Consider the following 25,474-nt stretch of genomic DNA (forward strand, 5'->3'; position numbering starts at 1 on the left):
GCCCTGGCCATCACGTCGACCGGCGGCAACCGCAACGACGCCTCCCAGCTGATACCGCTACTGGCAGCCGCAGTGGCTCTCAGTCGCCGCGCCGCACCCGGGCCGCCTTGCGGGCCTCGGCGAGCATGCGGGCCTCACTGGCCTTGCGGGACTTGCCGCCGGTGCCGCGGGAAGCGTCCTTGCTGGTGCCCAGGCCACGGAAGGGGGCGTTGGTGTTCTTGGGTCGGGGTGTGGCGGGCCCGCCGTCGAGCGGAATGCCGGAGGGAGCCCTGGCCCCGGTGATCCGGCTCAGCTCCGCCTCGCCCGAGCGCACCTTGGTGATCGTCGGCTCGATGCCGGCCTCGGCTGTCAGCCGGCTCATCTCCCGGCGCTGACCCGACAGCACCAGCGTGACGACGCTGCCCGACTCACCGGCCCGGGCAGTGCGGCCCGCACGGTGCACATAGTCCTTGGGGTCGGTGGGCGGGTCGACGTTCACCACGAGATCGAGGTCGTCGACGTGCAGACCACGGGCCGCGACATTGGTCGCCACCAGGACGGTGACCTGCCCATTCTTGAACTGTGCAAGGGTCCGCGTGCGCTGCGGCTGGGACTTGCCACTGTGCAGGGCCGCGGCATGCACTCCGCTGGCCCGTAGATGCCGGGTGAGCTGGTCGACCGCGTGCTTGGTGTCCAGGAACAGCAGTACGCGGCCGTCGCGGGCGGCGATCTCCGTGGTGACGGCGTACCGGTCGGGGCCGTGGACGACCAGCACATGGTGATCCATCGTCGTGACGGCGCCCGCGGACGGGTCGACCGAGTGGACGACCGGGTCGTGGAGGTAGCGGCGGACCAGGTTGTCGACGTCGCGGTCCAAGGTGGCCGAGAACAGCATCCGCTGGCCGTCGTGGTGCACCTGGTCGAGCACCTCGGTGACCTGCGGCAGGAAGCCCATGTCACACATCTGATCGGCCTCGTCGAGAACGGTGATCCGTACCCGTCCCAGGTGGCAGGCCCTGCGCTCGATGAGGTCGTGCAGACGGCCGGGCGTGGCGACAACGACCTCGGCCCCGTCGCGCAGCGCAGCGACCTGCCGGCCGATCGACATGCCGCCGACGACCGTGGCCATCCTCAGCCGGAGCGCGTCGGCATACGGCGCGAGCGCCTCGGTTACCTGTTGGGCCAGCTCCCGGGTGGGCACCAGGATCAGGGCGAGGGGCTGCTTCGACTCCGCGCGCCGCCCGGCCGTCCGTGCGAGCAGCGGCAGGCCGAAGGCGAGCGTCTTGCCCGATCCCGTGCGCCCGCGCCCCAGGACGTCGCGTCCCGCGAGGGCGTTGGGCAGCGTGGCTGCCTGGATCGGGAAGGGCTCGCGCACGCCGCGCTCGGTGAGCGTCCGCAACACCTCGGCCGGCAGTTCCATGTCGGCGAAGGCGACCGGGGACACCGTCGGAGTGGGGGTCACTGGCCGGGCGAGGTCGCCGTGCGAGGTGCCGAGGCGGTCCGGGTGGTTCATGAAGAGCCTTCCGCATGGGGAACGTGCCGAGGAAGGCCCGGCAGGGATGAGCAGCCGACGAACTAGGGGAACCGCATGGACGGAATCGCCAGCCGTCACGGCCGTCCAAACGTTTGAGGCTAACACAAAGTGACAATTCGCCCCGACGCTGTGGTGCTGATCGCTCCGCCCGCATCGGTGACGCGACCCACGAGGCGACCCACCGGGCCCTCTACGTCCAAGGCCGCGGGAGCTCCGCCGCGAGCTGACCCGAGCCCTGGACACCGGACGGGCCATGCGCCGCCCGCACCGCCACGCCTACGAACGATTCGTCGTGCGCCCGCCATCCAGGCGGTCGGAGACCTTAGCCGACGTCCGGTTGCGGGAGACGCGCAGGTGGGGGCGTATGCGGTCGAGGAGGACGAGGACGAGGGCCAGGACGTAGAACGCCAGGCCGAAGACAACGGTGTTGGTGGCGATGCCGGCGTAGCCGTGGAGGTCGACGTCGAGGAAGGGGTAGGGGTACCGGCCGTCGGTGCCGGGGGCGAGGAGGGCGCCGCGGATCAGGGCGAAGGGGAGGTAGAGGAAGGGGTAGGCGAGCCACTGCCAGCCGTAGCGGAGCGGGAACGCGCCGGGGGCGGTGAGGACGAGCCAGTCGAGGACGGCGGCGAGGGGTGTCGCGGTGTGGAGGAGCTGGCTGGCGGCCGTTTCGAGGGGGGTTCGGTGGCTGGTCATGGCGAAGCCACTGGAGTCGTTCGACAGCACGAAGTGGAAGACGAGCCCCGTGATGCAGATGTAGAGCAGCGCCGCGCCGGTGATCCGCGGGGAGAGCGCGGGACGCCCGGTCCAGGCACGGTGGGCGGAGCAGGCGAAGACGACGGCCAGCAGGATGTTGGACTGGATCGTGAAGTAGCTGAAGAGCCGACCCAGATCGTGGGAGGCAATCACGTCCAGAACGATGCCGGTGACCCCGGTCAGGGCGGCGAGCGTACGGAAGGCCGCCGCGACGGGGCGGCGGGGCCGGGCCGCGGGCTCTGCGGAGGCAGCAGAGGCCGTGGAGGTCGTGGAGGGTGTCGAATCGAGCATCGGATCACCCTACGGCGGTGCTCTGGGACGACCTCATCGGGACTGCCGGAACGGAGCTCGTCTACCACCAGCAGTCGAAGAAGGCGATGGGATGGGGCACTTGATCCATCGACACTGACGTCGCCCGATCCACCGACGGTCATCGGGACCGGCCAGGCGACGACCGGTTCCTCCGCTACGACTTCCCATGCGTCTGGGGACCCAGTCAGCCCGCGTGGCCGCCCATTGCGGCAGGTCACCGGCCCGCCTGGGCTATCTCCTCCAGAACAACCGGCCTTGGCGTCGGCCGAATTCAAGGTCCACCGCCGCGGCAGTCACTTGGTGTGCCTGCCGCTGCGGTGGCTTCCGCCTCACCACTGCCCCGAGACGACCGCCCTCCCCACGGAGAATCTGGGGAGTAACTGGGCTGCTGGGGAGCGTGCGGGGAGGAGCGGCTGCCCGACGCGGCAAGTGCCCGAAAGACACTGAGAGACACGTCTGCGCAGGTCAGCTGCGTTCCGAGTCGGACCGTCGCAGGTCCAGGCAGCTGCCTGGGGCACTACGTCATACAGTTCGGCGGTGATGCCTGTGGCACCAGCGGGGAATCGGCCCGATGTTGGCGATGTTGCGTGACCACGTGTAGCGGCCATCGCGGAGCTTGTACCAGCGCGGATTGCCCCGGACGTTCTGGCCGTTCACCTCGCAGACGATGGTGACGGCCCTGCCGTGACGGAGTTCGCCCACCACCTTGAAGTGGGTCGATGGACCAGTGCGCACTGGCGCACCGGTCCTGGCGACAACGCGGCCCTTGTAGGGGCCATGACTGGCCTCGGTGGCCGAAGCCGGTCCTGCGGCGACGGCCGTGCCGCTGCCGAGGACGCCACAGAGGAGCCCGGCACTGGCCAGAACGGCGGCGCTCCGGCGGATCTGAGACAGGTACATCATGACCTTCCTCCCGATCACAGATATGGCTGTTCGGTGCGAAATTCAGACTTCACGAAACAGACCACCCAGACCAGAATCATTCGCCGAATTCATCATCACGACGGATGTAGCGAACAAATGACCTTCTCCGATCACGGCACACGGCACACGGCACACAGCACAGGCATCCGACAGGGCCAGGCACTCTCCGTAGTCGCAACGGGCTTCTGGCTTCCGCTACTCACCGGTCCGGTCCATGGTGACGAGCGGAGCCGCAGCCCGGCCCAGGAAGCGACGTCGGTGGTACTCCCGCGCCGACGTCCCGTACAGCGCGCGGAAACCGGTGGCGAGTCACCGGATCGACGTCGACGAGGCGCGGGGCCGGCGGCTGCCGCCCGCCGGCCCCTCTTTCCGTGTCTTACCGTGTCTTACCGTGTCTTACCGTCGGACCGTGCCGTCATGTCCCGCCGTCAGAACACGAACGGTCCCGGGGACTGCGGCGATGTGGCGTTGCAGGTCGCGGTGATGCCCAGCACCACCACCTGAAGTGACGAGCCTGCCAGTTGGTCGCCCGGCGCGACGGTGCCGGTGAGCGGCCCGGTGGAGACCGCGCTACCGGCCGGGATCGCCGGGTTGGAGCTGCCGCTGAACACCGTCGTGTCCGAGCCGTTCTTGGTCAGCGTGAGCTGCGACGTGACCGAGTTCGCCCCGAGGTCTATGGGCGACGTGATCGCCGACGTGGACACGCTGATGGTCGCGTCCGTGCCGTTCTGGGTGGCGGTGAGCGTGGCCGTACCGGAGCCGTAACTACCGCAGTCGAACGAGAGGGTCGCGGTATCCGGTGTCACCGCGGCCGACGCCGGCGCCATCGCGAGGGTGCCCGCGAGGGCGATGCCGACGCCGAGTAACGAGCCGATGCCGAGCTTGCCGTGTCTCATGGGAGTCCGCCTTTGTGAGGGGGTGCCCATTGAGGCACGCACCCCCGAAGAGAACAAGGCAGACAACTCATGATTTTTGGCGTGTCTATGCCAAGCCTGCCGTGCCTCCTCGGTCCGCTTGCGCGAGCGGTGGTGCGTCAGCCCTGCTTCAGATGCCGTCCACCTCGGCCACCGTGAACGGTTGCGGCGTCCCCTGGCCCATCGGGCCGCCCTTGTCGAACTGGGAGCGGACGACGAGCGTTCGGCCGCCGCCGTGGACGATCGTGGTGGGGATCTGGAGCGTCGGGTCGGTGATGCTGCGCTCCCGACGGGCGGACCCGCCGTCGCCGCCGACCTTCCACCGGCTGATGGTGTTGGTCATGTTGTGGACGACCCAGAGGGTGTTGCCCCGCATTTCGAGTCCGTCACCGTGCGATACGTCCCCACCGTGCAGGGTGACTTGGCGGACCGCGCCGGACGTAAGGTCGACGCGATAGAGGGTGCCTGCGGTCATGTCGACGGTGAGCAGGTAGCGGCCCGAGGGGTCGGCCACGATGCCGTTGAGCGTGACGGTGCCGGCCGGGGCGGCGGGGAGTACACCGGTCAGGTCGTAGGCCGCGGTCAGCTCGGCACGTCCGCCGTGCGCGGCAGCCCGCGTCAACTGCCCGGGCGTGACGCGGTAGAGGACACCCCGGTAGCTGTCGGTCAGATACGCGCTGCCGTCCGGGGCGATCGCCAGGTCGTTGACGAACGACTTGGCGCTCCCCGTCACATCGAAGCGGGCGATGAGCTTACGGTCGTGCAGGTCGTAGACGGCGACGCCGGCGGTCGAGTCGATGACCCACAGCCGGCCGGCCCGGTCGACCTTCAGACCGTTCGCGGTGGTGCGCCCGTCGGTGCCGGACGGCAGGAAGATCCGGGCGGCGTGGTGCCCGGGCGTCGCCTGGTAGACGGCGCCGGTCGCGTACGAGCCGACGTAGATGTCGCCGGTGCGCGGGTCGGCTGCGATGCCTTCCGGGTAGGCGCGGTCGCCGGGCAGGTCGTATGCGGTGGAGACACGGGCGCGGGACTCGTGCCTGGCGGCGGTGTCCGCGGACGGTGGTGTGTCTGTGGGCCGGGCGCTCGCGGTGGCGGCCAGCGGCACGACGACGGCCGTCAGGGCCAGGGCGGCCGAAGCGAGGGCGCGGCGGGTGATCGTTTGGGACATGGGTGGGTGCCTCCCCGTTCACGGCGCCTGCGGGTGTGCCCCCCCAGGCGATCGAATGAGCACGAACTTAAGTTAGAACTCTAATGATCGTCAAGACACTAATCTTCGCATGGATACTCATTGCCGAGTAAGGTCTTCCCTGCTATATGGCCGTTACGATGCGGGGATGACGTCCATGCCCGTGTCCGAGCGCCTCGGCTCCTCCATCAAGCGCGCCGAGCAGGCCCTGAACGGCGCCAAGCACGCGGCGCTGAAGCCGGCCGGCCTGACGGTCCCGCAGTACGCAGCCCTGCTGCACAGCTCCGAGCGACCCGGCATCTCGGCCGCCGCTCTGGCGCGGGCGTGCGGAGTGACACCGCCCACGATGAACACGGTGCTGAAGAACCTCCAGGAGCGCGGCCTCGTCGAACGCACTCCGCACGAATGGCACAAGAACATCCTGGAGATCCGGCTCACCGACGAGGGCCGCGCCGTCATGGAGAACGCCGACGCGCGGGCGGTGCGGGTGGAGCGGGCGCTGGCCGCCGAGTTCACCGACGAGGAAAGGGCGGCGTTGGTCGACCTGCTCGGCCGGTGCGCCACCCTGCTCGATTCCGTGCGGCCGGCCTGAGGTACTCGCGCAACGCACCTGGAGTCCACAGCGCGGGGCCACTGCCCTCTGAGGTAACGGGTGTTGAGGTAGCCGTCGGTGCGCCCTTCGACTGGGGCGGCGCAGCAGGCCAGGCAGCCTTGGACCTCAACTCCTCGCCAGGACAGGCATATTGAGACTCGGCAGGCCGACGTTGCCTGTCAGTACCCTGTCCTAGGCTCCCCGTATGAGCCCCCTGCCCTACGGCGAAGACCCGGCCCGCATCACCCGCGTGCGCCAGTCCGTCACCCAGATCACCCGCATACACCCGCCCGTTCCGGCCCACTACGACCGGCACACCATCACCCAGGCACCCGCCCACGACCCCGTACGCGCCCGGCAGGTCGTGAACGAACTGAGCACCGTCGCCGGCGTGGTGGAAGAGTTTGCTCCGGTGCGCCGCACAGACATCGGACACCCGCGGCTCCTGGAAGACCTGGACTACGTGGCCGTCGGCTGCTGGGGGACCGCGGTACAGATCACCGACCCCGCACTCGGTGAGGACGGCATCACGTCTTTCAACCTCGACATCGAGTTCGACGCACAGGTCAAAGGCCATCCCGACGCACGCGTCATCGGCGTCTGCGAGATGTCCTTCTCCGAGACCTACGCCAAGTACCTCGTCCATGTCCCCGGTGCCCCCCGCGTCAGCGCGGACGGCTGGGACGACATGGACCTCACCGGAGACCCCACGCGAACCCTCAGCGCCATCGGGATCACTCCCGGAGATCCCGCCACCTCGGACATCTCCCGCTACGACCTGGAGAACTTCATCTGGAGCGACTACGTGAACGCCCTCGCCTGCGGCCTCCACGTCCCCCTCGCCAGCGAGAAGCTGACGGTGTCCGTCTTCAAGGTCACCCGCTCCGAGGACACCCAGGACGCCATCGAAGATGTCTGGCACCGGGAGTGAGCGGACCGGCCACGACAGCGGCGTGGCGGCGAGGCTTCGCCGACGATCACCGGCCGCTCGCGCCACCGCCCCGCAATCCTCCGGGCCCGGCGCACTCCCCTGACCAACGTCCCCGGAACTGGCCACGTCCAGGTCGGCCCGCATCGGCCGACCTGGACGTGACCGGGTGATCAGGCGAGGTCGAACCGGTCGAGGTTCATCACCTTGTCCCACGCACCGACGAAGTCGCGCACGAACTTCTCCTTCGCGTCGTCGCTCGCGTAGACCTCCGCGACGGCCCGCAGCTCGGAGTTCGAGCCGAAGACCAGGTCGGCGCGGGTACCGGTCCACTTGACCGCACCGCTCGCATCGCAGCCCTCGAACTCGTCCTGCGCCGAGGACGTCGACTTCCACGTCGTGCCCAGGTCGAGCAGGTTGGCGAAGTAGTCGTTCGTCAGCGTGCCCGGGTTGTCGGTGAGGACCCCGTGCTTGGACTGCCCGTGGTTGGCGCCCAGGACGCGCAGACCACCGACGAGGACGGTCATCTCGGGGGCGCTCAGCGTCAGCAGGTTCGCCTTGTCGAGTAGCAGGTACTCGGCCGGCAGGCGGTTGCCCTTGCCGACGTAGTTGCGGAAGCCGTCCGCGGCCGGCTCCAGCGCGTCGAACGACTCGATGTCCGTCTGGTCCTGGGCGGCGTCCACGCGGCCCGGTGTGAACGGCACCTCGACGTCGAAGCCGCCGTCCTTCGCCGCCTTCTCGACGGCCACGCCGCCCGCGAGCACGATCAGGTCGGCCAGCGAGACCTGCTTGCCACCCGCGGAGTTGAAGGACCCCTGGATGCCCTCAAGCGTGCGCAGCACCTGCGCCAGCTCGTCCGGGTTGTTGACCTCCCAGTTGCGCTGCGGCTCCAGGCGGACCCGGGCACCGTTGGCACCGCCGCGCTTGTCACTGCCGCGGAAGGAGGAGGCCGAGGCCCAGGCGGTCGAGACCAGCTGGGAGACCGTGAGGCCGGAGCCGAGGATCTGCTCCTTGAGGGAGGCGATGTCCGCGGCGTCGATCAGCTCACCGGTGCGCGCCGGCAGCGGGTCCTGCCACAGCAGCACCTCGGAGGGGACCTCCGGGCCCAAGTAGCGTGCGACCGGGCCCATGTCACGGTGCGTCAGCTTGTACCAGGCGCGGGCGAAGGCGTCCGCGAACTCCTCCGGGTGCTCGTAGAAGCGCCGGGAGATCGGCTCGTAGATCGGGTCGAAGCGCAGCGAGAGGTCGGTGGTGAGCATCGTCGGGAGGCGCTTCTTCGACGCGTCGTGCGCGTCGGGGATGATCGCCTCGGCGTCCTTGGCCACCCACTGGTTGGCGCCGGCGGGGCTCTGGGTCAGCTCGTACTCGTACTCGAAGAGGTTCGTGAAGAAGCCGTTGCCCCACTGGGTCGGGGTGCTGGTCCAGGTGACCTCCAGGCCACTGGTGATCGCGTCGGCGCCCGCGCCGGTGCCGTACGAGCTCTGCCAGCCGAGGCCCATCTGCTCCATCGGGGCGCCCTCGGGGTCCGGGCCGACGTTGTCCGCCGGGCCGGCGCCGTGGGTCTTGCCGAAGGTGTGGCCGCCGGCGATCAGGGCGACGGTCTCCTCGTCGTTCATCGCCATGCGGCGGAACGTCTCACGGATGTCGCGGGCCGCGGCGATCGGGTCCGGGTTGCCGTTGGGCCCCTCGGGGTTGACGTAGATGAGGCCCATCTGGACCGCACCGAGCGGGTTCTCCAGCTCCCGGTCACCGGTATAGCGCTGGTCGTCGAGCCAGGTGGTCTCGGGACCCCAGTAGACGTCCTCCTCGGCCTCCCACACGTCCGCACGGCCACCGGCGAAGCCGAAGGTCTTGAAGCCCATCGTCTCCAGCGCGACGTTGCCGGTGAGGACCATCAGGTCGGCCCAGGAGATGTTCTTGCCGTACTTCTTCTTGACCGGCCACAGCAGGCGGCGGGCCTTGTCGAGGCTGGCGTTGTCCGGCCAGCTGTTGAGCGGCGCGAAGCGCTGCTGACCGGCACCGGCGCCACCACGACCGTCGCTGATGCGGTACGTACCGGCGCTGTGCCAGGCCATCCGGATCATGAGCGGGCCGTAGTTGCCGAAGTCGGCGGGCCACCAGTCCTGCGACGTGGTCAGCACCTCGGCGATGTCCCGCTTCACGGCCGCGAGGTCCAGGCTCTTGAACGCCTCGGCGTAGTCGAACTCCGCGCCGAGGGGGTTCGCCACGGCCGGGTTCTTGGCGAGGATCTTCAGGTTGAGCCGCTCCGGCCACCACTGGCGGTTTCCACCGCCTTGGGTCGGGTGCGCGGCGCGCCCGTGAACGACCGGGCAGCCGCCTGCGCCTTCTGTGGTGGCGTCTACGGCCTGTGCGTCATTGATCTCAGACATGGGAACCCTTCCGGATGAGGCGGATCACCGTGCTCAGCAACCGCCGGCAGTGGAACAGTCGGGAACATTCGGGGCGCAGAGCCCAGTTGGACGACCTTGGTCTCGTCAACGGTCTCGTCGACCGGGAGGCCGTTGTCGTCGGGTGCGGTCGGGCAGGGACCGCACCGAACGCGCGATCGACGCCGTCGCGGCCGGGTCGATGTCGGCCGGGTCGGTGTCGGCCGGTTGGATACCAGCCGGTTCGATGCGGCGGAGGGGTCCGGCCGCGGCGAGCGGGTGGCGGGCCCGTAAGGGGCTTGACGGCAGACATGGCCTACGTGACCGCATACCCCGGAGGCGATCGCCTCGACGCCGAGGTGGTCACCGTCCAGGCGCCGGCGCCGCACGCGTGGGCGAGGTGCTCGGGCCGCCGAAGGTCGCCGGCTCGCTGTGGTGACTGTCCGCGACCGGCACAACGGGATTCGGTGGTGAGCGGACCCCTCTGGTGAAGCGTCACGTGCTTTTCCCTGCGGTTGTCTCGTCCCTTGGCTACCGCCAGAACCGATCCTACGATGGACCAGATCCAAGTCAATATGGCGACCAGATCCGTACGAATTCTTTCGCCGGACGTTGCATTGTGAGGCTGGTGCGCATGAGTGACCTGCTGGAACGGCTTCGCGGACGCGGCTGGCGGATGACCGCCCAACGCCGCGTCGTCGCCGAGGTTCTCGACGGCGAGCACGTCCACCTCACGGCGGACGAGGTGCTCGCGCGCGCCGCCGCCCGGCTGCCGGAGATCGCCCGGGCGACCGTCTACAACACCCTCGGTGAGCTCGTCGCGCTCGGCGAGGTGATCGAGGTGACCACCGACGGCCGCGCCAAACGCTACGACCCGAACGCACACCGTCCGCACCATCACCTGGTGTGCTCACTCTGCGGCGCCATTCGCGACGTCCGCCCCGACGGGGACCCCCTGGCCGATCTGCCCGCCTCCGAGCGGTACGGCTTCACCGTCTCCGGTGTCGAGGTGACCTACCGGGGTCTGTGCCCCGACTGCGCCTGAGCCGGCCCGCGCCCCCTAGCTCCCCTACTCCGCTACTCCCCCGTTGATCACCGGCGGTTCGTCATCGCATGGACGCGTCACAACCCTGGCGTGCGGTGGGGTGCTCGCACGTCGGCGGTCGTTCATCGCTTGCGCGCCAGCGTCACCCCGTCCCGTACCGGCAGCATCACCGACTCCACGCGCTCGTCGCCAACGATCAGGTCGTTCAACCTGCGCATCGCGACATGGCGTTCCTCCTGATAAGCGGGGTCGAAGACCCGACCGCCGAGGAAGACGTTGTCCAGCACGGCCAGGCCGCCCGGGCGCATCCGCTGGATGATCTCTTCGTAGTAGGTGGGGTAGTTCGCCTTGTCCGCATCGATGAAGGCGATGTCGATGACCGGCTCCTTCGGCAGCGCCCGCAGGGTGTCGATGGCCGGGCCGAGCTTCAAGTCGATCCGGTCGGCCACGCCGGCCCGTTCCCAAGCCGGGCGGCCGACCGAGGTCCACTCGTCGCTGACGTCGCAGGCGAGCAGGCGGCCGCCATCGGCCAGGCCCCGCGCGATGCAGAGGGCCGAGTAGCCGGTGAAGGTGCCGACCTCCACGGCGAACCGGGCGTTCACCAGGCGGGTCAGCATCGTCAGTAGCGCCCCCTCGTCGTGCGAGACCTGCATCGCGGACGCGTTCCCGGTGGCCTCCCGCGTCGTGACGGCCAGTTCCTGGAGCACCTCATCGGGCGGGGTGCAGTGGGCCAGTAGGTAGTCCTCCGCCACCGGGTCGAGGACTGTCAGGTCCTCTCCCCTCGCAGGCTCGGCCCAGTCGACACTCAGGTCCTCCTGGGTGGCGAAGCGCACGAGGTGGCGGGCGATCACGTGCTGGACGTGGGCCAGCGCATCGGTGTCTGCGGCGGTGGCGAGCAGGCTCAGCCCGTCGGGCGTGGCACGGAGCACGCAGGTCCCGGTGTCGAGCCGGACGGTTCCCCGGCTGTCGCTGGTGAGCTGGGTAGCGGCCTTGTGGCCAAGGGGACGATCGGCTACCACGTGCGGGTACTGCGTGAGGCCGGCCTCGTCCGCCTGTCGGAAACCCGGCACGTGCGCGGCGGCACGGAGCAGTACTTCGCACTGGTGAGCCACGCCTTCACCTTCGACGAAGACGTCCAAGGCGGCCCCCAGTTCCTGATCAATGCCGCGCTCGGCGAGATGCTGCCCGCCCACCCCGGCCAGGCGGACCACACCGCACTGCGCCATCTCTGGCTCTCCCACGACGAGGCCCACGCACTGGCCGCCCGACTGCGCGAACTGGCCGCCGAGCCGCACACGGTCGACAGCTCCCGCGGCGAACCGTACGGCCTCCTGGTCAGCCTCTTCCCGGCAGACATCCCCACCCTGGATCGCGATACCCCCGCACCCGCACCCGACACCGACGAGGCCCCCGACGAGGCCCCCGACGAGGCCCACTGACCGACCGCGCTCCCCAGTCCCCTCGCGGGACGCTCCGCGTTGCGGCGTTGTGACGTTGTGGCGTTGCGGCGCACTCTCGGCAGTGCGCACGGCTCCCAGGGTGGAAGCTTCGGCGGTCAAAGACGTCTCGTTCCGGATGCGGTCCTACCGAGGACCCCGCCCTCGGCCCCCCTTGGGCGGGGCCCTCTCCAGATAGACAGTGTCTACCCCCCGTGGTAGACACTGTCTATGGAATCCGAAAACTCCCTACGCGAGCGCTTGGTCGACATCGGCGTGGAACTGGTGACCACCCAGGGGAGCGCCGCGCTCGGACTGCGGGAGATCGCCCGCAGGGCCGGCGTCTCGCACGGGGCGCCGCGCCGGTACTTTCCCACCCACCACGCGCTGCTCAGCGCCATCGCCCGACGCGGCTACACCGAACTGCAGGCCCGGTTCGACGCCGCCGTCCAGGGCCCGGCCACACCGCGCGAACAGCTGGCAGCCCTCACGGCGGCCTATGTGACCTTCGCCGTCGAGAACCGCGGCATGTTCGAGCTGATGTTCCGGCACGACCTGCTCAACAGTGAGGGCCAGGCAACAGACCAGCCACAACTGCGGGAAACGACACTGCCGTTGTTCCGGGAGCTCGTCGCGTTGGTCGCCCGGCACCAGGCACACGATGCCGTCGACCGCGTCGGCGAAGGCGGTGAGCCTGCCGTGATCGCCGCCGCGCTGTGGTCGAACGTGCACGGCATCGCCCAGCTGTGGGCGTGGGGCAGTCTCCCGCTGATGCTGGACGCCCCACCACGCGACCCGGACCGCCTCGCTGAGCTCGTCGGCGCGGCACTGGACGCGCACCTCGGGCCGGCCCTCAGATGACTGCCTCCGCACGCCCCCGTCTCGCGCTGGCAGCCAGCGTCGCCGGGGCATGTGTCGTCGCGTTGGACGGCACCGTGCTGATGACTGCGCAACCCCGTCTGAAGCGCGAGTTGGCGGCGAGCATGACGCAGGTTCAGTGGGCCAGCACCGCCTACCTGGTTGCGGTCGCCGCACTCCTCGTCGTCGCCGGACGCCTGGGCGACCGCTACGGACACCAACGCACGCTCATCACCGGATTACTGGGCTTCGCGGTGGCCTCGGCGGGCATTGCCGCCGCCCCCTCCATCGGATGGGTGATCGGCCTGCGCGCCCTCCAGGGCGTCTTCGCCGCGCTGCTCCAGCCGGCCACGCTCGCGCTGCTGCGCACGACCTACCCGGCGGACCGGCTCGCCCGGCCGGTAGCCGTCCGGACCGCCGCCATCGGCATCGCCTCGGCGCTCGGCCCGGTCCTCGGAGGGGCTCTCGTAGCGCAGCTGGGCTGGCGCTCGGTGTTCCTGGTGAACGTCCCCCTCGCGCTCGGCACCGTCGCGCTGTGCCGCGCGGCGCGGATCCCGCCCGTCACACGCCGAAGGGAGGAGGGGCAGTTGGACCTGACGGGTGCGGTGCTGGTCGCGCTGGCGCTCGCCGCGTTGGTCGCGACGCTCACCGAGGGCCCGTCCCGCGGTTGGACGGCCCCGTCCACCCTGCTGGGCTGCGCCGCAACCGCGAGCGTCGCCGTCGCGGTGGTGCGCCACGAACGGCGCGCAGGCCAGCCGATCGTGCCCCGCGCGGTGACCCGGTCCAGGACCGTGGTCGCCTCCACCACGGTGCTGCTGCTCACCGCGGCGGGAGTCTTCGGCACCCTGTTCGCGGCCACCTTCTACTTTCAGGGCCAACTGGGTCTCGATCCCCTCGCCAGCGGCCTCCGCGCGCTCCCGCTCACCGGGGCCATGCTCGTGGGCGCCCCTCTCGCGGGCGCTGCGTTGAGCCGCATCGGGGCGCGCCGCACCACCGTGGGCAGGGTGTTCCTGACGGCGCTCGGTATCGCCGTCCTCTCCGCCCTGAGTCCGTCCAGCGGATGGGTGGGCCCAGTGGGCTTCACCGCCATCGGGGCCGGCTTCGCGGCCGTCATGGTCACCGCCACCAGTACCACCGTCGGCGACGCCCCCGCGCACTACGCCGGAGCCGTCGGTGGCCTCAAACAGACCGCCAACAACATCGGTTCCACGCTCGGCATCGCGATGGTCGCCGGCGTCGTACCACCCGCGGTGGCCGCCGCTGGTTCGCATCAGACGGCCACAGGGGCCGCCGTGGCCGCCATGGGTATGCCCATGCTCATCATGGCTGCTCTCACGGGCACGGCTCTGCTTCCGGCACTCCTCCTGCCTTCCCCTCTGTCTTCCCCCTTGCCTGCCCTCCTGCCTTCGCAGCAGCCCGCGCCCCCTGCTGGGGTGGGCGAGCCACCGGTGAACACCGCCTGGCCACGGCATTCCCCCGGGTCCGCTCACGCTGGCGCCCGCGGTGCACCGCAGCCGGGGAAGCTTGAACGTTGAGGGCCGGGCAACGCGTTGCAGGCCCGACGGAACGAGTGCCCGGCATCAGCCGCCCAGGAGCAGCCTCTCCAGCGCTGCCCTGGCCCGGGCGTCGGACTCGGCGCGGGCGGCGATGGCCTCCGCCAGCTCCCGCACCCATTCGTCCAGGGCCACCGGACGCCGGGAAAGGATCACACCCCGCACCTCCTTGCAGACTTCGCCGCTCGGGCGGCCGCCGGAGAGGTTGAGCACCAGCCGCTGCTCGCCCAGCGAGACGTCCAACCGAGCCACCCTGCCCTCCCGGCCGGCCAGCCGGTCGGCCATGCCGCGCTTGCGCTCGACCGCCACCGATCCCGGCGGCAGCGCGTCCGCCAGCGTCCCGGTGAGCACCTGGGCGTACACCTCAAGATCGGCGGCGTCCCGGCGCAGTGCGGCGGCGAGGAGTTCGACGGAGGCGGGATCGCCGCCGGGCTCGGACGGCACGGGGTGGTGGGAGGACATCAGCGTGGCGGCCTTTCGTTGCGGTCCGGGGGCATCAGGGGTCCGTGCTTCAGCCGTCCAGGCTCAGCACCATCGTCGGACGTTCGATGACATGATCGTCGCGCAGCGGCCGCACGGCCGTGCCGATGGCGAAGAACTCCGTGGTGTGCCCGCCCCAGCGGTGGTTGTGCGAGTTGAGTTGGACGCCGACGATGCCCTCTGCGTGCAGTTCCTCCGCCTCCCGCTGCATCCGCTCCATGGCCAGCTCCCGCGCGTCGTACAGGGCCTGCGTGAACGGTTCGATCTCCACGTTCTTGCCGATGTTGGAGAACATCGAACCGATCTTCTGGTGGGCGATGTGGTAGACGCAGGTGCCCATCACCATGCCCAGCGGGGCGTACCCGGCACGGACCAGGGTCCAGAAGTCCTGTCCGCTCAGGTCCGAGGTGAACGGCGCTCCCTTGGCGTTGCGCCAGCTGCCGTTGTCGCCGGGCGCGGGCGCGTCGGCCTTGACCGCGGTGCCGATGGCGATGAACTCGGCTATGTCGCTGCCGAACTCCCGCGCCTCGACCGAGAGCCGCACGCCCACGATGCCGTCCGCGCCGAGCTGCGCCGCCTCGGCCTCCATCCGCGTCATGGCCAACTCCCGGGCGTGGTACATGGCCTGGCTCAACGTGGTGAGCTCTTGGTTCTTCCCCCACCGGCCCAGCTGGATGCCCACGTGGTAGATGGAACTGCCCAGTACGAGGCCGAGAGGGCGGAACCCCGCCTCGCGCACGAGGAGGAACTCGTTGACCGACAGGTCACTGGTGAAGAGCGACCCCGGCTTGCCCGGCTGGAGTTCGGCCAGCCGCCGCATCGCATCGGCCGGTACGCCCTGGGCTGTCGGGTCGGTGGCGGTCATGAGCGGTTCCCCTCGTGGAAGTGCCTGGTGATGACGGGCGGGCGGTGATGGGCTGCATGCAGCGGTACGTCACGTAGCGCGCGCACGGCGCCGGTTGGGATCCAGCGACATCATGGTCAGCGTGCGCGGCGGCTCCTGGCGCACGGTGAACCCGGCCACCGCGGTGCCGACCAAGGTGGCCTCGGCGACATGGTCCTTCTGGTCGGAGTCGTTGTTGCCGCTGCGCGCTCTGACGCAGCTCTCCTGCCATATCCGCAGGCGACTGTCGCCCAGCACCACGCCGTCCGCCCCGGTGTGCCACGCCTGCTCGCCGATCCGTTCGCGAGCGTCATGGCGGGTCGCCGCGACCAGCTTGCTCCAGCCGGTGACCTCCTGATTTCCCGCCCCGAACCAGTTCTGTCGCCGTGTCGTCCAGTCATCGTGGCGGGTGCCGATGGCGAGCCCCACCAGCAGCTCGACCGGCACCCAGCCCGCGGCGATCAGCTTGGCGAAGCCCTGACCGTCCAGATGCGTGGTGAACGGACGCTTCGGCCGCACCTCCCCCTGTGCCCGTACGGCGGTGCCTATCACCTGGAATTCGAAGCAGTTGGGAGCGGACGGGAACGGCGCCATGGTGAGGTCGGCGGCGACCACGCCGTCGCCGCCCAGTACGGTGCACTCCGCCGTCATCCGCGCGAGCGCCGCATGCCGGGCCGCCAGCAGCACTTCGACCAGTGACTTGGAGGCGGCGCCCTGTCCGGAGACGGCGACCGGTGCGGGCGCCGCGCCGCGCCCGGACCAACGGGCGGACTGGTAGCCGCAGTCGTAGTAGCGCCGGGAGATCCCGCTGCCGGCCACGTGGTACACGGCCGTGCCCAGGACCTGCCCGACCGGTTCGAAGCCCACGGATCTGATCGCGGCGAACTCGCCCGTCGACAGCGCCGAAGACCAGGTGCCCCGCCGCCGTGCCTCGGCCGTGCGCGCCGCCGCCACCGGCGGCAGCCCTCCTGCGATCCACTCCCCGCTCATGGACACCCACCCCACTCCGTTCCCCCCGGGACGAGCCCTGTCAAAACGAGTCTAGGGCGCGGGTCTGATAGCAGGGGGGGTGACGGGAGGGAAGAACTCCCCCCGGGCCGCCGTACGCAGCTGCCGGGCCGAGCACCGGCCGTCGGCCGTCCCTGCGTGAACCGACATGAAATGACATGAACCGATGTGAACCGACACCAAGTGGCGGGGAAGTCTGACCGAGGCCGTGTCAGCGGTCGGTTTCCTGCCGGGCGAGAGTCGGTACAGGCCGTCGACGTTCCCCACGTTGTCCTACGTGCGCAGAGTCATCCGCGCCAAACGCCTTGTGCATGGCAAGGTGAGGCCATGTGCGGTCGATTCGTTGCCACCCGCAACCCACAGGACCTGACCGGCCTCTTCCACATCACCCGGTGGGATCCGGCGGACATCATCGCTCCGAGCTGGAACGTGGCGCCGACCGATGACGTGTGGACGGTGCTGGAGCGCCTGGACCGCGATACGGGGGCTGTGGAGCGGCAGTTGCGGGCGCTGCGGTGGGGTTTGGTGCCGTCCTGGGCGAAGAGCTTGAGCGTCGGCTCGAAGATGATCAATGCACGGGTGGAGACGGTGCACGAGAAGCCGGCCTACCGCCGCGCATTCGCCAAGCGGCGCTGTGTGCTGCCGGCGGACGGCTTCTACGAGTGGCAGGCCGTCCCGGCCCGCGAGGGAGCGAAGCCTCGAAAACAGCCGTACTTCATCAGCCCCGAGGACGGGCAGGTGATGGCGCTGGCGGGCCTGTACGAGTTCTGGCGCGACCCCGGTGTGGCGTCGGACGACGATCCTGCGGCCTGGTGGGCGACCTGCACCATCATCACCACCGAGGCCACCGACGCCGCCGGCCGCATCCACCCCCGCATGCCCCTGGCCATCGCGCCGGGCCACTACGACGCATGGCTGGACCCCGCGCACCACAACAGCGACGAACTCCGGGCTCTGCTGACCACTCCCGCGAACGGGAACCTCAACACCCGGGCCGTCGGCACCGCGGTCAACAGCGTCCGCAACAACGGCCCTCACCTGCTCGACCCGGCCCTCCCCCCGGACTGACAGCCTCGCCGCGCGCGAACGCCGCCATCCCGCACGGCACCACCACCGGCCGCATCAGGCCGACGGGCCCGCCACCCGGGCCCCCTCAGTCCGCGCTGCCGGACACGGTGCGCAGATCGATGTCCCATGCCAGTTGAGGGACCAGGGTGTCGTCACCGGGGCGCTGGGGGGCGGGTCCCCGGCTGGTGCGCGGCGGGGTGCGGGTGCCGCGGGAGATCTGCCCGCTGACGGTGGTGTTGTGCTCCACGCGTGGGCGGCGGTGCGCCTCGTAGAGGGAGAACGCACTGTCCAGGTCGGGCGTGTCCCGGAGGGACTTGGCGAGGATGACGGCGTCCTCCAACGCCATCGAGGCGCCCTGGCCCGTCGCTGGCGATGCCGCGTGTGCGGCGTCACCGATGATCAGCGTCCGTCCGGAGCGCCAGGGGGCGCCGGGCGGTAGTTCAGTGGCGTTGGTGGCCATGATGTCGTCGGTGGAGGCCGCGACGATGGTCGCCGCGGGGGTGGTGTCCTTGCTCAGCAGCTCGACGAGTTGCTGGCGCCAGAGGGCGGGCGTGGGGTGTGCGAATTCGTCGGCGGAGATGACCCGACCGCTGACGCGGGCGAACCAGTAGGTCTCCCGGTCCGGCGAAAGGGCGTAGCCGAAGGCGGCGGTGCTGCCCCGCACCATGGTGATGTGGCCCGTGTCCTCCATCACCGGGGTGCTGCGCGTGTAGCCGTAGAAGACGCACTGTCCCGCGTAGACGGGCTCTGTGCCGGGGGCGATCGATCGCCGGATGGTCGAGTTCAGGCCGTCCGCGCCGATGAGCAGATCTCCGGTCGCGACGCTGCCGTCAGCGAAACGCGCGGTCACCTGATCCGGGCCGTCCTCAACGGACACCAGTCGCGTCCCGTGCGTAAACCTGATGCCCCGGCGGATCGCCTCGGCCTGCAACGCGGCGTTCAACTCGCCCCGGCGCAGGCACCGGTACCGCAGGAGTACGTCGTCGGCCTCTCCCAGTGGCACGTGGGCCGCCTCGTTGCCCTGGTCGTCGAGCACCCGCATGGTGCGCAACGGGAAACCGATCGCGGTGACCGCATCCGAGGCGTCGAGCTGCGCCAAGGCGCGCATACCGTTGCTCGCCAAGGTCAGGAACGCCCCGATGTCCTCGGCCGTGTCGGGGTGCGCCTCGTGCACGGTGACATCGAATCCTGCCTTGTACAGCGCCATCGCGGTCGCCGTACCGGCGATCCCGCCGCCAATGACCAGTATGCGTGTCACGTTCCACTCCACTCTTGTGCGCAGATCCCTCAGGCGTTCAGATCGCAGATCCCCTCAGGCGTTCAGACCAATGATGGACCTTGGCCGGCTGGGGCTGCCCCGGTGAGTGGGACGAGGCCCGGTCCGTCCGCCGCGCAACCAACGAAGGCCGCTGACCTGCGGAACGTGACGTAATTCCGGGACGTACTCCTGGGACATACTCAGGGACGTACTTCGGGGACGTACTCCGGAAGAACGGACTCAAGGACGTACTCAGGGGCCGTGTTCCGGCTGAGCGGCTGCGTGTCACACACTGCCCAGCGCGTCGGTGAGGACGCCGCGGAGCCGCTCGATGAGCGGGTTGGTGTCGTCGGCCCGCCAGACCAGGTGCAGGGTGGTCGAGGTATCGGCCAGTGGCCGGGGGGTCACGCCGACGCGGCGCAGCGCACGGTGCGAGTCGGCGAGTACCGCGGCGCCGAACTTGGCCGCAACCAGGGCCAGGAGGGTCTGCACGCTGCGTCCCTCTGCGCTGATCCGCGGCACGATACCGGCGCCGTGGCAGAGCGCGATGATCTCGTCGTAGGAGCGGGGTGATACCTCCCGAGGCCAGATGACCAGGGGGATCTGGCCCAGTGCCGCGAGCGGGGCCGGTTCGGAGGGGTAGGCCAACGGATGGCCGGCCGGTAGGAACAGGGTGAGCGGTTCACGCCACCAGACCTGGGTGGACAGCCGGGCATCGCGCATCGGGAGGCGCTGGACCGCGAGGTCGTAACGGCCCTCCAGCACACCGGTCGACATCTCGGCGTCGTTGAAACTCTCCTCCAGTTGGAGGTCCACGCGGGGAAGTTCACGCCGCACCCGGCTCAGCGCGCCACCGAGCGGCCCGTTGATGCCCGAACCGGCGAAGGTCACGGTCAGCCGTCCGGTCATGCCCTGCGCGGCCAGCCGCACATCGTTCAGCGCGGCCTCCGCCTCGGCGAGCACGGTGACCGCACGCCGCACCAGAACCTGTCCGGCCTGCGTCGGCGTCAGCCCGCGTCCTTCCCTGATGAACAGCTTGGCACCCAACTGCCGTTCCATTTCGCGCAGTTGGCGGCTGAGTGTGGGCTGCGTCAGATGCAGTCGTCGCGCCGCGCCGCTGATGCTGCCCTCTTCCGCGATCGCGACCACATAGCCGAGTAGCCGTAGCTCCATCCATACCTCCCAGGCATGGGAAGTATAGCCAGTAATGCCCACGGAGCAGGTTCAGACGGTTTTCAGGCCAGGCTGAAGACATCGCACCGGCCGATCGGAGCGACTACCTGACCTGAGGAGACTCCATGAACCGCGAAGAGCGCTACGAGTACGGCATGAAGGTGCTGGAGCAGGTTGACGGCGAAGCGGGACAACGCATCGTCGACTCACTCGCAGACACTTCGCCGGAGTTGGGCCACCAGGTGGTGGCGTGGGCGTTCGGCGACATGTACTCCCGCCCCGAACTGACGCCGCGGGAACGGCAGTTGGTCACCCTTGGCGTTCTCGCCGCCCTCGGGGGCTGCGAAATCGAGCTCGACGTACACATCAACGCGGCACTCAACGTGGGCCTGACCCCTACCGAGATCACCGAGGCCCTGCTGCACTCCGCCGTCTACTGCGGCATGCCACGGTCGATCAACGCCACGCTCGTCGCCAAGAAGGTCTTCGCCGAGCGCGGCCTGCTCCCCCTCACCAACCTCGGCTGACCCTCCCGGCGCCGGCGTCGACCAGCTGGACGCGGAGAGTGCCGCCGGGCGGACGCCTGCGGCACTCCGCTCGGCAGGCATCCGCCCAAGGAACCCGCCCAGCGCGTGGACCAGCGAGGCGATCCACGGGTTCAACGGTTCTAACGGGCCTAACAGGTCTAACGGATCTAACGGGTCTAACGGGTCTAACGGGATTAGTTGTCGACGTACTTGCGCAGCACGGCCTGGTAGTCGGCGAATTCCGGCTCGGTGTGGAGCTTGTCGGTGCCCCTCTTGAGGTAGACCATCCCCGGGCAGTTGGGCTTCCCGGAGCCGCGCAACTGCTCGCTGCCGACCTCCTTGCCCGTCCTGGCCTCGTACACGGTGACGTCGTACACGCCGCGGTACAGCTTGATGCTGTCCGTGGTGAACTTGCAGTCGGTCAGGAACTCGCCCTCGTCGGGAGAGTCCAGGCAGGCGATGAGTTGGACCCGGTGCGGGTCAAGGGTGTTTCCGCTCCAGTAGTCCGCCGTGCCGGAGGTCGGGAAGACCTGCTGGGAGGAGCCGGACTCGCTGATGGTGAACATCGCGATCGGGTGCGGGCCCGCGCCGGTGTGGTCGGCCGCCTGCGGGAAGTACTTGCGGGCGATGCCGTCGCCGCAGCCGGTCTCGAAGTCGGAGACGCGGCTGAGCGCCTTGTCGTTGGCCTTCGGTTGGAACATCACCCAGTAGACGCCGTAGCCGACCGCCAACACCATGACCAGCGCGGTCGCCCGCAGGAGCAGCGTCCGCTGCCTGCGCTGTTGCGGCGGGTGCTGCGCGCCGCCGGCCTTGCCCCGGTTCGCCACGGCGTACCCGAGGTAGATGACCGGGGCGGCCGCCACCACGGCGAACAGGACGCCCACGAACGGATTGCCGCCCTTGAAGGCGATCACCGAGAAGATCACGGCGATGCCGATGAGCAGGACCATCAGCTTGGCCATGAACACACCTTTCCTTGGGGACCCGTAGCGAGCCCAAACTAGCGACGACGAGCGCGTTCGCCTCGACGTTTCGGCATCAAGGTCGTGACAGGTACGCAACGACTCTGCGCCTGCTGCTACGCCTGACGGCCAGTCCGGGCCGAGTCAGGCCAGGCCAGGCCAGGCGAGGCCAGGTCAGGTCAGGTCAGGTCAGGTCAGGTCAGGTTGAGCCAGGCTCGGACCAAGTCGCGCGGCTTACTGCCGCCGGCCTTCTGCCGTCTGACGCCAGCGGTAGGCGGTCTGCCGCCTACCGCAGACCGCCTACCGCCGCCGAATGGTCGGCTCAGTGCGCCTGTCGCCCACCTGTGGGATCTGACGCCGAAGTGTTCGGCTGCCCCTCGACCGACGCCTGCGCGGCGGCCTCCTCTCGGGCGGCCCGCCGCCTGCGTGCGGCCACGCTCAGAGCACCCACCAAGGCAATCAGCCCGGCGGTTATGGCCCCGGAAACCAGCTTGTGCAACAGATCGTCCATTGGGGCCCCGTTCACTCATTACGTGCGCGCACCCATGGATACGCGTCGAGGACGCGGATGCGCGACTGGTTGTTGGATGTGGTTTCCCAAGCCTCGTGGGAAGCGCTGAAATGCCGATGAAGTCTCGGTGAAGCACCGACAGGGAGGCTCCGCCGGGGTGGACGGGGACCCCTCGCGGCGGCTTCGGCTTGCACTGCATGGGACGAGGGCTTGGGCCCGCAGTGCTCGGGGCGGCACGGGCCCGGCGCGGCGCGGCGCGGGCAGGTACGGCGGCGAGAAGATGGCGGAACCAGAACCCCTTTCGGAGAGGGCCATCGACTCTGGCACCCCCTCGACGCCGTAGCGCCCACCTCGACGCCGTACGCCACGACCACACTCAAGGGACTCGGCGCATTCTGCGGCGATCGGCCTCGTCGGCAAACGATCGTGGACCGCCCCTGGATTTGGCGATAGGCCGACCCTCGCGCCAAGCGCTATCACCGAGGTGAAGCGATCTTTAACTGCCCGGAATTTTGTGTGAGTTGATTAGTATTCGAGTGGAGTGACGCTTTGCACAACGCTGCCCTGCTGTTCACTCAACTGGGCTTCAGTGCGCTTCGGGGCTGTGCCTTACTGGGTGCGCTACGCGCGTTGCGTGTTTCCCCCACTACGTCAGGAGAGTCCCGGTGAGCCCCACCCGCCGTCTCGTACCTGCCCTGGCCGCAGGCGCCTTGGCCGCCGTAGGTGCCCTCGTTCCTGCCACCGCCCACGCCAAAAGCACCTTCTCCCTGGTGATCCTTCCGGATCAGAAGGAAGGCGCGATCTACGACTTCGTCAATTCCGCGAAGAAGTCGGTCGACGTGACGATCTATGAGTTGCGTGACACCACCCTCGTCAACGCCCTGGTGAAGAAGCAAAAGGCGGGCGTGAAGGTCCGGGTGGTCTTCGACTCCCAGCACTCCGCCATCGACGGCGCCGCCTACAAGGCGCTGTCCGCCGCCGGCGCCGGGGTGACGTACTCCTCCTCGGCGTACGTGTACACCCACCAGAAGACCATCACCGTCGACGGCGCCACGTCGTACGTCAGCACCGGAAACTTCGACACGAAATACTATTCGACCTCGCGTGACTACGGCGTCTTCGACTCCGACAGAGCCGATGTCGCGGCAATCGAGAAGGTCTTCAACGCCGACTACGCGAAGACCTCCGTCACCCCGTCCGACGGCACCGACCTGGTCTGGTCGCCAACCGACTCGCAAAGCCATCTGCTGGCTCTGGTCAAGGGGGCTAAGCACACCCTCGATATCCAGCAGGAGGAGTTCGGCGACTCCGCGCTGGTGAATGCGGTCGTCGCGGACGCCAAGCGCGGCGTCACCATACGCGTCGTCGCGGAGAACCAGTCCTCGAAGTACAGCAAGCAGCTGAAGAAAGTCACCGCTGCCGGCGGCAAGGTGACCACGTACACAAGCTCCACGGGCTTCTACATCCACGCCAAAGCGATCGTCGCCGACTACGGTACGTCCGCCGCGAAGGTGTTCGCCGGCTCGGAGAACTTCTCCGACAACTCGCTCAACCACAACCGCGAACTCGGCCTCATCGTCAGCGATTCCGCGGTCATCAATGGCATCGAAAAGGCATTCAACGCCGACTTCAACAAGAGCTCCGGCACAGCCTGACGCCTGACCACCCCCTTCGCCGGCCGTGTGCCCCTCCCCGGCCGGCAGGGGCAGGCACTTCCGCATGAGGCCGCCGCCTCCCGCCGGACCCTGTCCTCACCCGGCACGGAAGGGGCGCCGCGGTCGGCCCCCCGGTACGCCCTACGTGCTGCCGAACGGCGGCGGCCTCACCCTGCCGCACCCACCACCACTCCCCCACTCCCCCTCCTTCGTTACCGCGCGTACGCATACGGTGATACCGCACGTGCCCCCACGCCCGTTCCACGACTGGCAGCCACCATCCGGCCCGAGGATGCTTGAGGTGTGGGAGAGCGCGACAGAGCGGGTGCGGGAGCGGGGACGTGAGGGCGCCGAGTGCGGTGCGCGCCGCCCTCGGACGCTGGTGTCTGCGCCACCTTCAGCTGCTCCCCGTCGTCCTGCTCGTCGGGGGTGCTCTCCTCGACTACTTCACTTCTCCGCACGTCAGCGCGGAAGCCTTCTATACGGCCGCGCCGATGACGGCTGCCGCGCTGTTGTCACTGCGTGCGACCGTGCTGGCGGGCATCGGAGCCTGTGTCACCGATATCGCGCTGCTCACTCACTTCGGCTTGATCGGGGATTCCGGTGGGTGGAGCGAGCTGGCGGCGGTCGTGACCGTCTCGGCCCTTGCCGTCGTCGTCAATCGCCTCATGCACTACAGCTACCTGAGGTTGCAGTCTGCCCGCAGAATCGCCCTCGCCGCCCAGCGCGCCGTACTGCCGCAGCCACCGTCCTCGATCGGGCCGCTGAGGATTGCGGTGCGCTACCAGGCAGCTGTCAAGGACGCACAGATCGGTGGTGACTTGTACAGCGCGCAGGACACTCCGTACGGCGTGCGCTGTCTGGTGGGCGATGTACGGGGCAAGGGCCTGGACGCGGTCAAGGTGGTGGCCGTGGCCATGGGGGCGTTCCGGGAGGCCGCCGAGGAGGAACCCACGCTCGTCGGGGTCGCCGCCAGGCTGGAGCGGGCGCTTTTGCGGGAGAGGGCGCGGCGGACGGGGCCCGAGCGCACCGAGGGTTTCGTGACCAGCGTTCTCGTCGAGATCCCGCCCTGCGACGATGAGCTGCGGCTGATCAACCGAGGCCACCCGGCGCCGCTGCTGCTGCACGCCGGCCAGGTGCACAGCGCGGAACCGTCCGAACCGGCCCTTCCCCTGGGACTGGCGGAGCTGGGCGCCGACCAGAACCGGACCGACACAGTGCCCTTCCCCTCAGGGGCCACTCTCCTGCTGTACACCGATGGTTTGAACGAGGCGCGAAACCGTGCCGGAGACTTCTACGACCCCGCAGCCGGACTGACCGGGGTCGAGTTTTCCGAACCGGATGCGCTGCTCGACGTCCTTCTCACCAAGGTGAACCGCCACACCGCTGGCCGCGTCACCGACGACCTGGCGCTGCTCGCGGTCACCCGCACAACGGCCGCACCGAGGGGCGGGGCTCACGGGCTCGCACGGCATCAACGGTGACGCCACGTTGTGGTTGTGCCACGACCAGGCCGAGACATTCGCAGCCCACGGTTCCCGCGTGATC

General features: G+C 69.3%; 23 protein-coding genes. 10 read left to right on the forward strand and 13 right to left on the reverse strand.

Going from position 1 to position 25,474, the window contains the following annotated elements; genetic code table 11:
• Window positions 1–79: 79 nt before the first annotated feature.
• The 5 genes from ACO0M4_RS32975 to ACO0M4_RS32995 form a co-directional block, all read right to left on the reverse strand.
• Window positions 80–1,492: a DEAD/DEAH box helicase gene (locus ACO0M4_RS32975; RefSeq protein WP_430374742.1), complete on the reverse strand. Its 1,413-nt coding sequence runs from the start codon at window positions 1,490–1,492 to the stop codon at window positions 80–82.
• Between the two features lie 297 nt (window positions 1,493–1,789).
• On the reverse strand, window positions 1,790–2,557 hold the full coding sequence (locus ACO0M4_RS32980) for a Pr6Pr family membrane protein (protein ID WP_430374743.1): 768 nt from the start codon (window positions 2,555–2,557) through the stop codon (window positions 1,790–1,792).
• Between the two features lie 543 nt (window positions 2,558–3,100).
• On the reverse strand, window positions 3,101–3,478 hold the full coding sequence (locus ACO0M4_RS32985; protein ID WP_430374744.1) for an SH3 domain-containing protein: 378 nt from the start codon (window positions 3,476–3,478) through the stop codon (window positions 3,101–3,103).
• A gap of 452 nt (window positions 3,479–3,930) precedes the next feature.
• Window positions 3,931–4,398, reverse strand: a complete 468-nt coding sequence (locus ACO0M4_RS32990; RefSeq protein WP_430374745.1) for a hypothetical protein — start codon at window positions 4,396–4,398, stop codon at window positions 3,931–3,933.
• A 148-nt stretch (window positions 4,399–4,546) separates the two neighbouring features.
• Window positions 4,547–5,584: an SMP-30/gluconolactonase/LRE family protein gene (locus ACO0M4_RS32995; RefSeq protein WP_430374746.1), complete on the reverse strand. Its 1,038-nt coding sequence runs from the start codon at window positions 5,582–5,584 to the stop codon at window positions 4,547–4,549.
• A gap of 166 nt (window positions 5,585–5,750) precedes the next feature.
• Between ACO0M4_RS32995 and ACO0M4_RS33000 the strand changes: the two genes are divergently transcribed.
• Window positions 5,751–6,194, forward strand: a complete 444-nt coding sequence (locus ACO0M4_RS33000) for a MarR family winged helix-turn-helix transcriptional regulator (RefSeq protein WP_430374747.1) — start codon at window positions 5,751–5,753, stop codon at window positions 6,192–6,194.
• Window positions 6,195–6,399: 205 nt separating this feature from the next.
• The gene (locus ACO0M4_RS33005) at window positions 6,400–7,125 is read left to right on the forward strand and encodes a DUF6333 family protein (protein WP_430374748.1); all 726 of its coding nucleotides are present in this window, start codon (window positions 6,400–6,402) and stop codon (window positions 7,123–7,125) included.
• A 170-nt stretch (window positions 7,126–7,295) separates the two neighbouring features.
• Here the strand turns inward: ACO0M4_RS33005 and katG are convergent, their stop codons facing one another.
• Window positions 7,296–9,512 carry a catalase/peroxidase HPI gene (katG, locus tag ACO0M4_RS33010; RefSeq protein ID WP_430374749.1) on the reverse strand — a complete coding sequence of 739 codons (2,217 nt, stop codon included), beginning with the start codon at window positions 9,510–9,512 and terminating at the stop codon, window positions 7,296–7,298.
• A gap of 631 nt (window positions 9,513–10,143) precedes the next feature.
• Here katG and ACO0M4_RS33015 point away from each other — a divergent pair.
• Entirely contained in the window at window positions 10,144–10,554 is a 411-nt protein-coding gene (locus ACO0M4_RS33015) for a Fur family transcriptional regulator (RefSeq protein WP_430374750.1), read from the forward strand.
• Window positions 10,555–10,676: 122 nt separating this feature from the next.
• Here ACO0M4_RS33015 and ACO0M4_RS33020 read toward each other — a convergent pair whose 3' ends face one another.
• Window positions 10,677–11,666, reverse strand: coding sequence for a DUF2218 domain-containing protein (locus tag ACO0M4_RS33020; protein ID WP_430374751.1), 990 nt, complete (start codon window positions 11,664–11,666; stop codon window positions 10,677–10,679).
• Between ACO0M4_RS33020 and ACO0M4_RS33025 the strand changes: the two genes are divergently transcribed.
• The 3 genes from ACO0M4_RS33025 (at window position 11,547) to ACO0M4_RS33035 (ending at window position 14,383) form a co-directional block, all read left to right on the forward strand.
• Window positions 11,547–11,993 (forward strand): hypothetical protein, encoded by a 447-nt coding sequence (locus ACO0M4_RS33025; RefSeq protein WP_430375381.1) that lies wholly within the window; start codon window positions 11,547–11,549, stop codon window positions 11,991–11,993. The genes ACO0M4_RS33020 and ACO0M4_RS33025 overlap by 120 nt on opposite strands.
• A gap of 228 nt (window positions 11,994–12,221) precedes the next feature.
• Window positions 12,222–12,851, forward strand: a complete 630-nt coding sequence (locus tag ACO0M4_RS33030) for a TetR/AcrR family transcriptional regulator (protein WP_430374752.1) — start codon at window positions 12,222–12,224, stop codon at window positions 12,849–12,851.
• Window positions 12,848–14,383: an MFS transporter gene (locus ACO0M4_RS33035; RefSeq protein ID WP_430374753.1), complete on the forward strand. Its 1,536-nt coding sequence runs from the start codon at window positions 12,848–12,850 to the stop codon at window positions 14,381–14,383. Before ACO0M4_RS33030 ends, ACO0M4_RS33035 begins: the two co-directional genes overlap by 4 nt.
• A gap of 45 nt (window positions 14,384–14,428) precedes the next feature.
• Here the strand turns inward: ACO0M4_RS33035 and ACO0M4_RS33040 are convergent, their stop codons facing one another.
• From ACO0M4_RS33040 to ACO0M4_RS33050, 3 genes are all read right to left on the reverse strand, one after another.
• Window positions 14,429–14,863, reverse strand: coding sequence for a hypothetical protein (locus tag ACO0M4_RS33040; protein ID WP_430374754.1), 435 nt, complete (start codon window positions 14,861–14,863; stop codon window positions 14,429–14,431).
• A gap of 49 nt (window positions 14,864–14,912) precedes the next feature.
• Window positions 14,913–15,746, reverse strand: a complete 834-nt coding sequence (locus ACO0M4_RS33045; RefSeq protein WP_430374755.1) for a heavy metal-binding domain-containing protein — start codon at window positions 15,744–15,746, stop codon at window positions 14,913–14,915.
• 69 nt (window positions 15,747–15,815) lie between these two features.
• Window positions 15,816–16,754 carry a heavy metal-binding domain-containing protein gene (locus ACO0M4_RS33050; RefSeq protein WP_430374756.1) on the reverse strand — a complete coding sequence of 313 codons (939 nt, stop codon included), beginning with the start codon at window positions 16,752–16,754 and terminating at the stop codon, window positions 15,816–15,818.
• A 345-nt stretch (window positions 16,755–17,099) separates the two neighbouring features.
• Here ACO0M4_RS33050 and ACO0M4_RS33055 point away from each other — a divergent pair, with 345 nt between their 5' ends.
• Window positions 17,100–17,840 (forward strand): SOS response-associated peptidase, encoded by a 741-nt coding sequence (locus ACO0M4_RS33055; protein WP_430374757.1) that lies wholly within the window; start codon window positions 17,100–17,102, stop codon window positions 17,838–17,840.
• An 85-nt stretch (window positions 17,841–17,925) separates the two neighbouring features.
• Here the strand turns inward: ACO0M4_RS33055 and ACO0M4_RS33060 are convergent, their stop codons facing one another.
• Window positions 17,926–19,098: an FAD-dependent oxidoreductase gene (locus ACO0M4_RS33060; RefSeq protein WP_430374758.1), complete on the reverse strand. Its 1,173-nt coding sequence runs from the start codon at window positions 19,096–19,098 to the stop codon at window positions 17,926–17,928.
• A gap of 285 nt (window positions 19,099–19,383) precedes the next feature.
• Window positions 19,384–20,271, reverse strand: a complete 888-nt coding sequence (locus tag ACO0M4_RS33065) for a LysR family transcriptional regulator (protein WP_430374759.1) — start codon at window positions 20,269–20,271, stop codon at window positions 19,384–19,386.
• Between the two features lie 125 nt (window positions 20,272–20,396).
• Between ACO0M4_RS33065 and ACO0M4_RS33070 the strand changes: the two genes are divergently transcribed.
• Window positions 20,397–20,798: a carboxymuconolactone decarboxylase family protein gene (locus ACO0M4_RS33070; RefSeq protein ID WP_430374760.1), complete on the forward strand. Its 402-nt coding sequence runs from the start codon at window positions 20,397–20,399 to the stop codon at window positions 20,796–20,798.
• Between the two features lie 194 nt (window positions 20,799–20,992).
• Here ACO0M4_RS33070 and ACO0M4_RS33075 read toward each other — a convergent pair whose 3' ends face one another.
• Window positions 20,993–21,760 (reverse strand): hypothetical protein, encoded by a 768-nt coding sequence (locus tag ACO0M4_RS33075; RefSeq protein ID WP_430374761.1) that lies wholly within the window; start codon window positions 21,758–21,760, stop codon window positions 20,993–20,995.
• A 1,176-nt stretch (window positions 21,761–22,936) separates the two neighbouring features.
• On the opposite strand from ACO0M4_RS33075, the gene ACO0M4_RS33080 reads away from it, so the two are divergent.
• Entirely contained in the window at window positions 22,937–23,926 is a 990-nt protein-coding gene (locus ACO0M4_RS33080; protein ID WP_430374762.1) for a phospholipase D-like domain-containing protein, read from the forward strand.
• A gap of 341 nt (window positions 23,927–24,267) precedes the next feature.
• A complete protein-coding gene (locus ACO0M4_RS33085; RefSeq protein ID WP_430374763.1) occupies window positions 24,268–25,410 on the forward strand; it encodes a PP2C family protein-serine/threonine phosphatase in 1,143 nt (380 codons plus the stop codon).
• Window positions 25,411–25,474: the final 64 nt, after the last annotated feature.

The organism is Streptomyces sp. RGM 3693 (genome assembly GCF_050471125.1).
Taxonomy (GTDB): domain Bacteria; phylum Actinomycetota; class Actinomycetes; order Streptomycetales; family Streptomycetaceae; genus Streptomyces.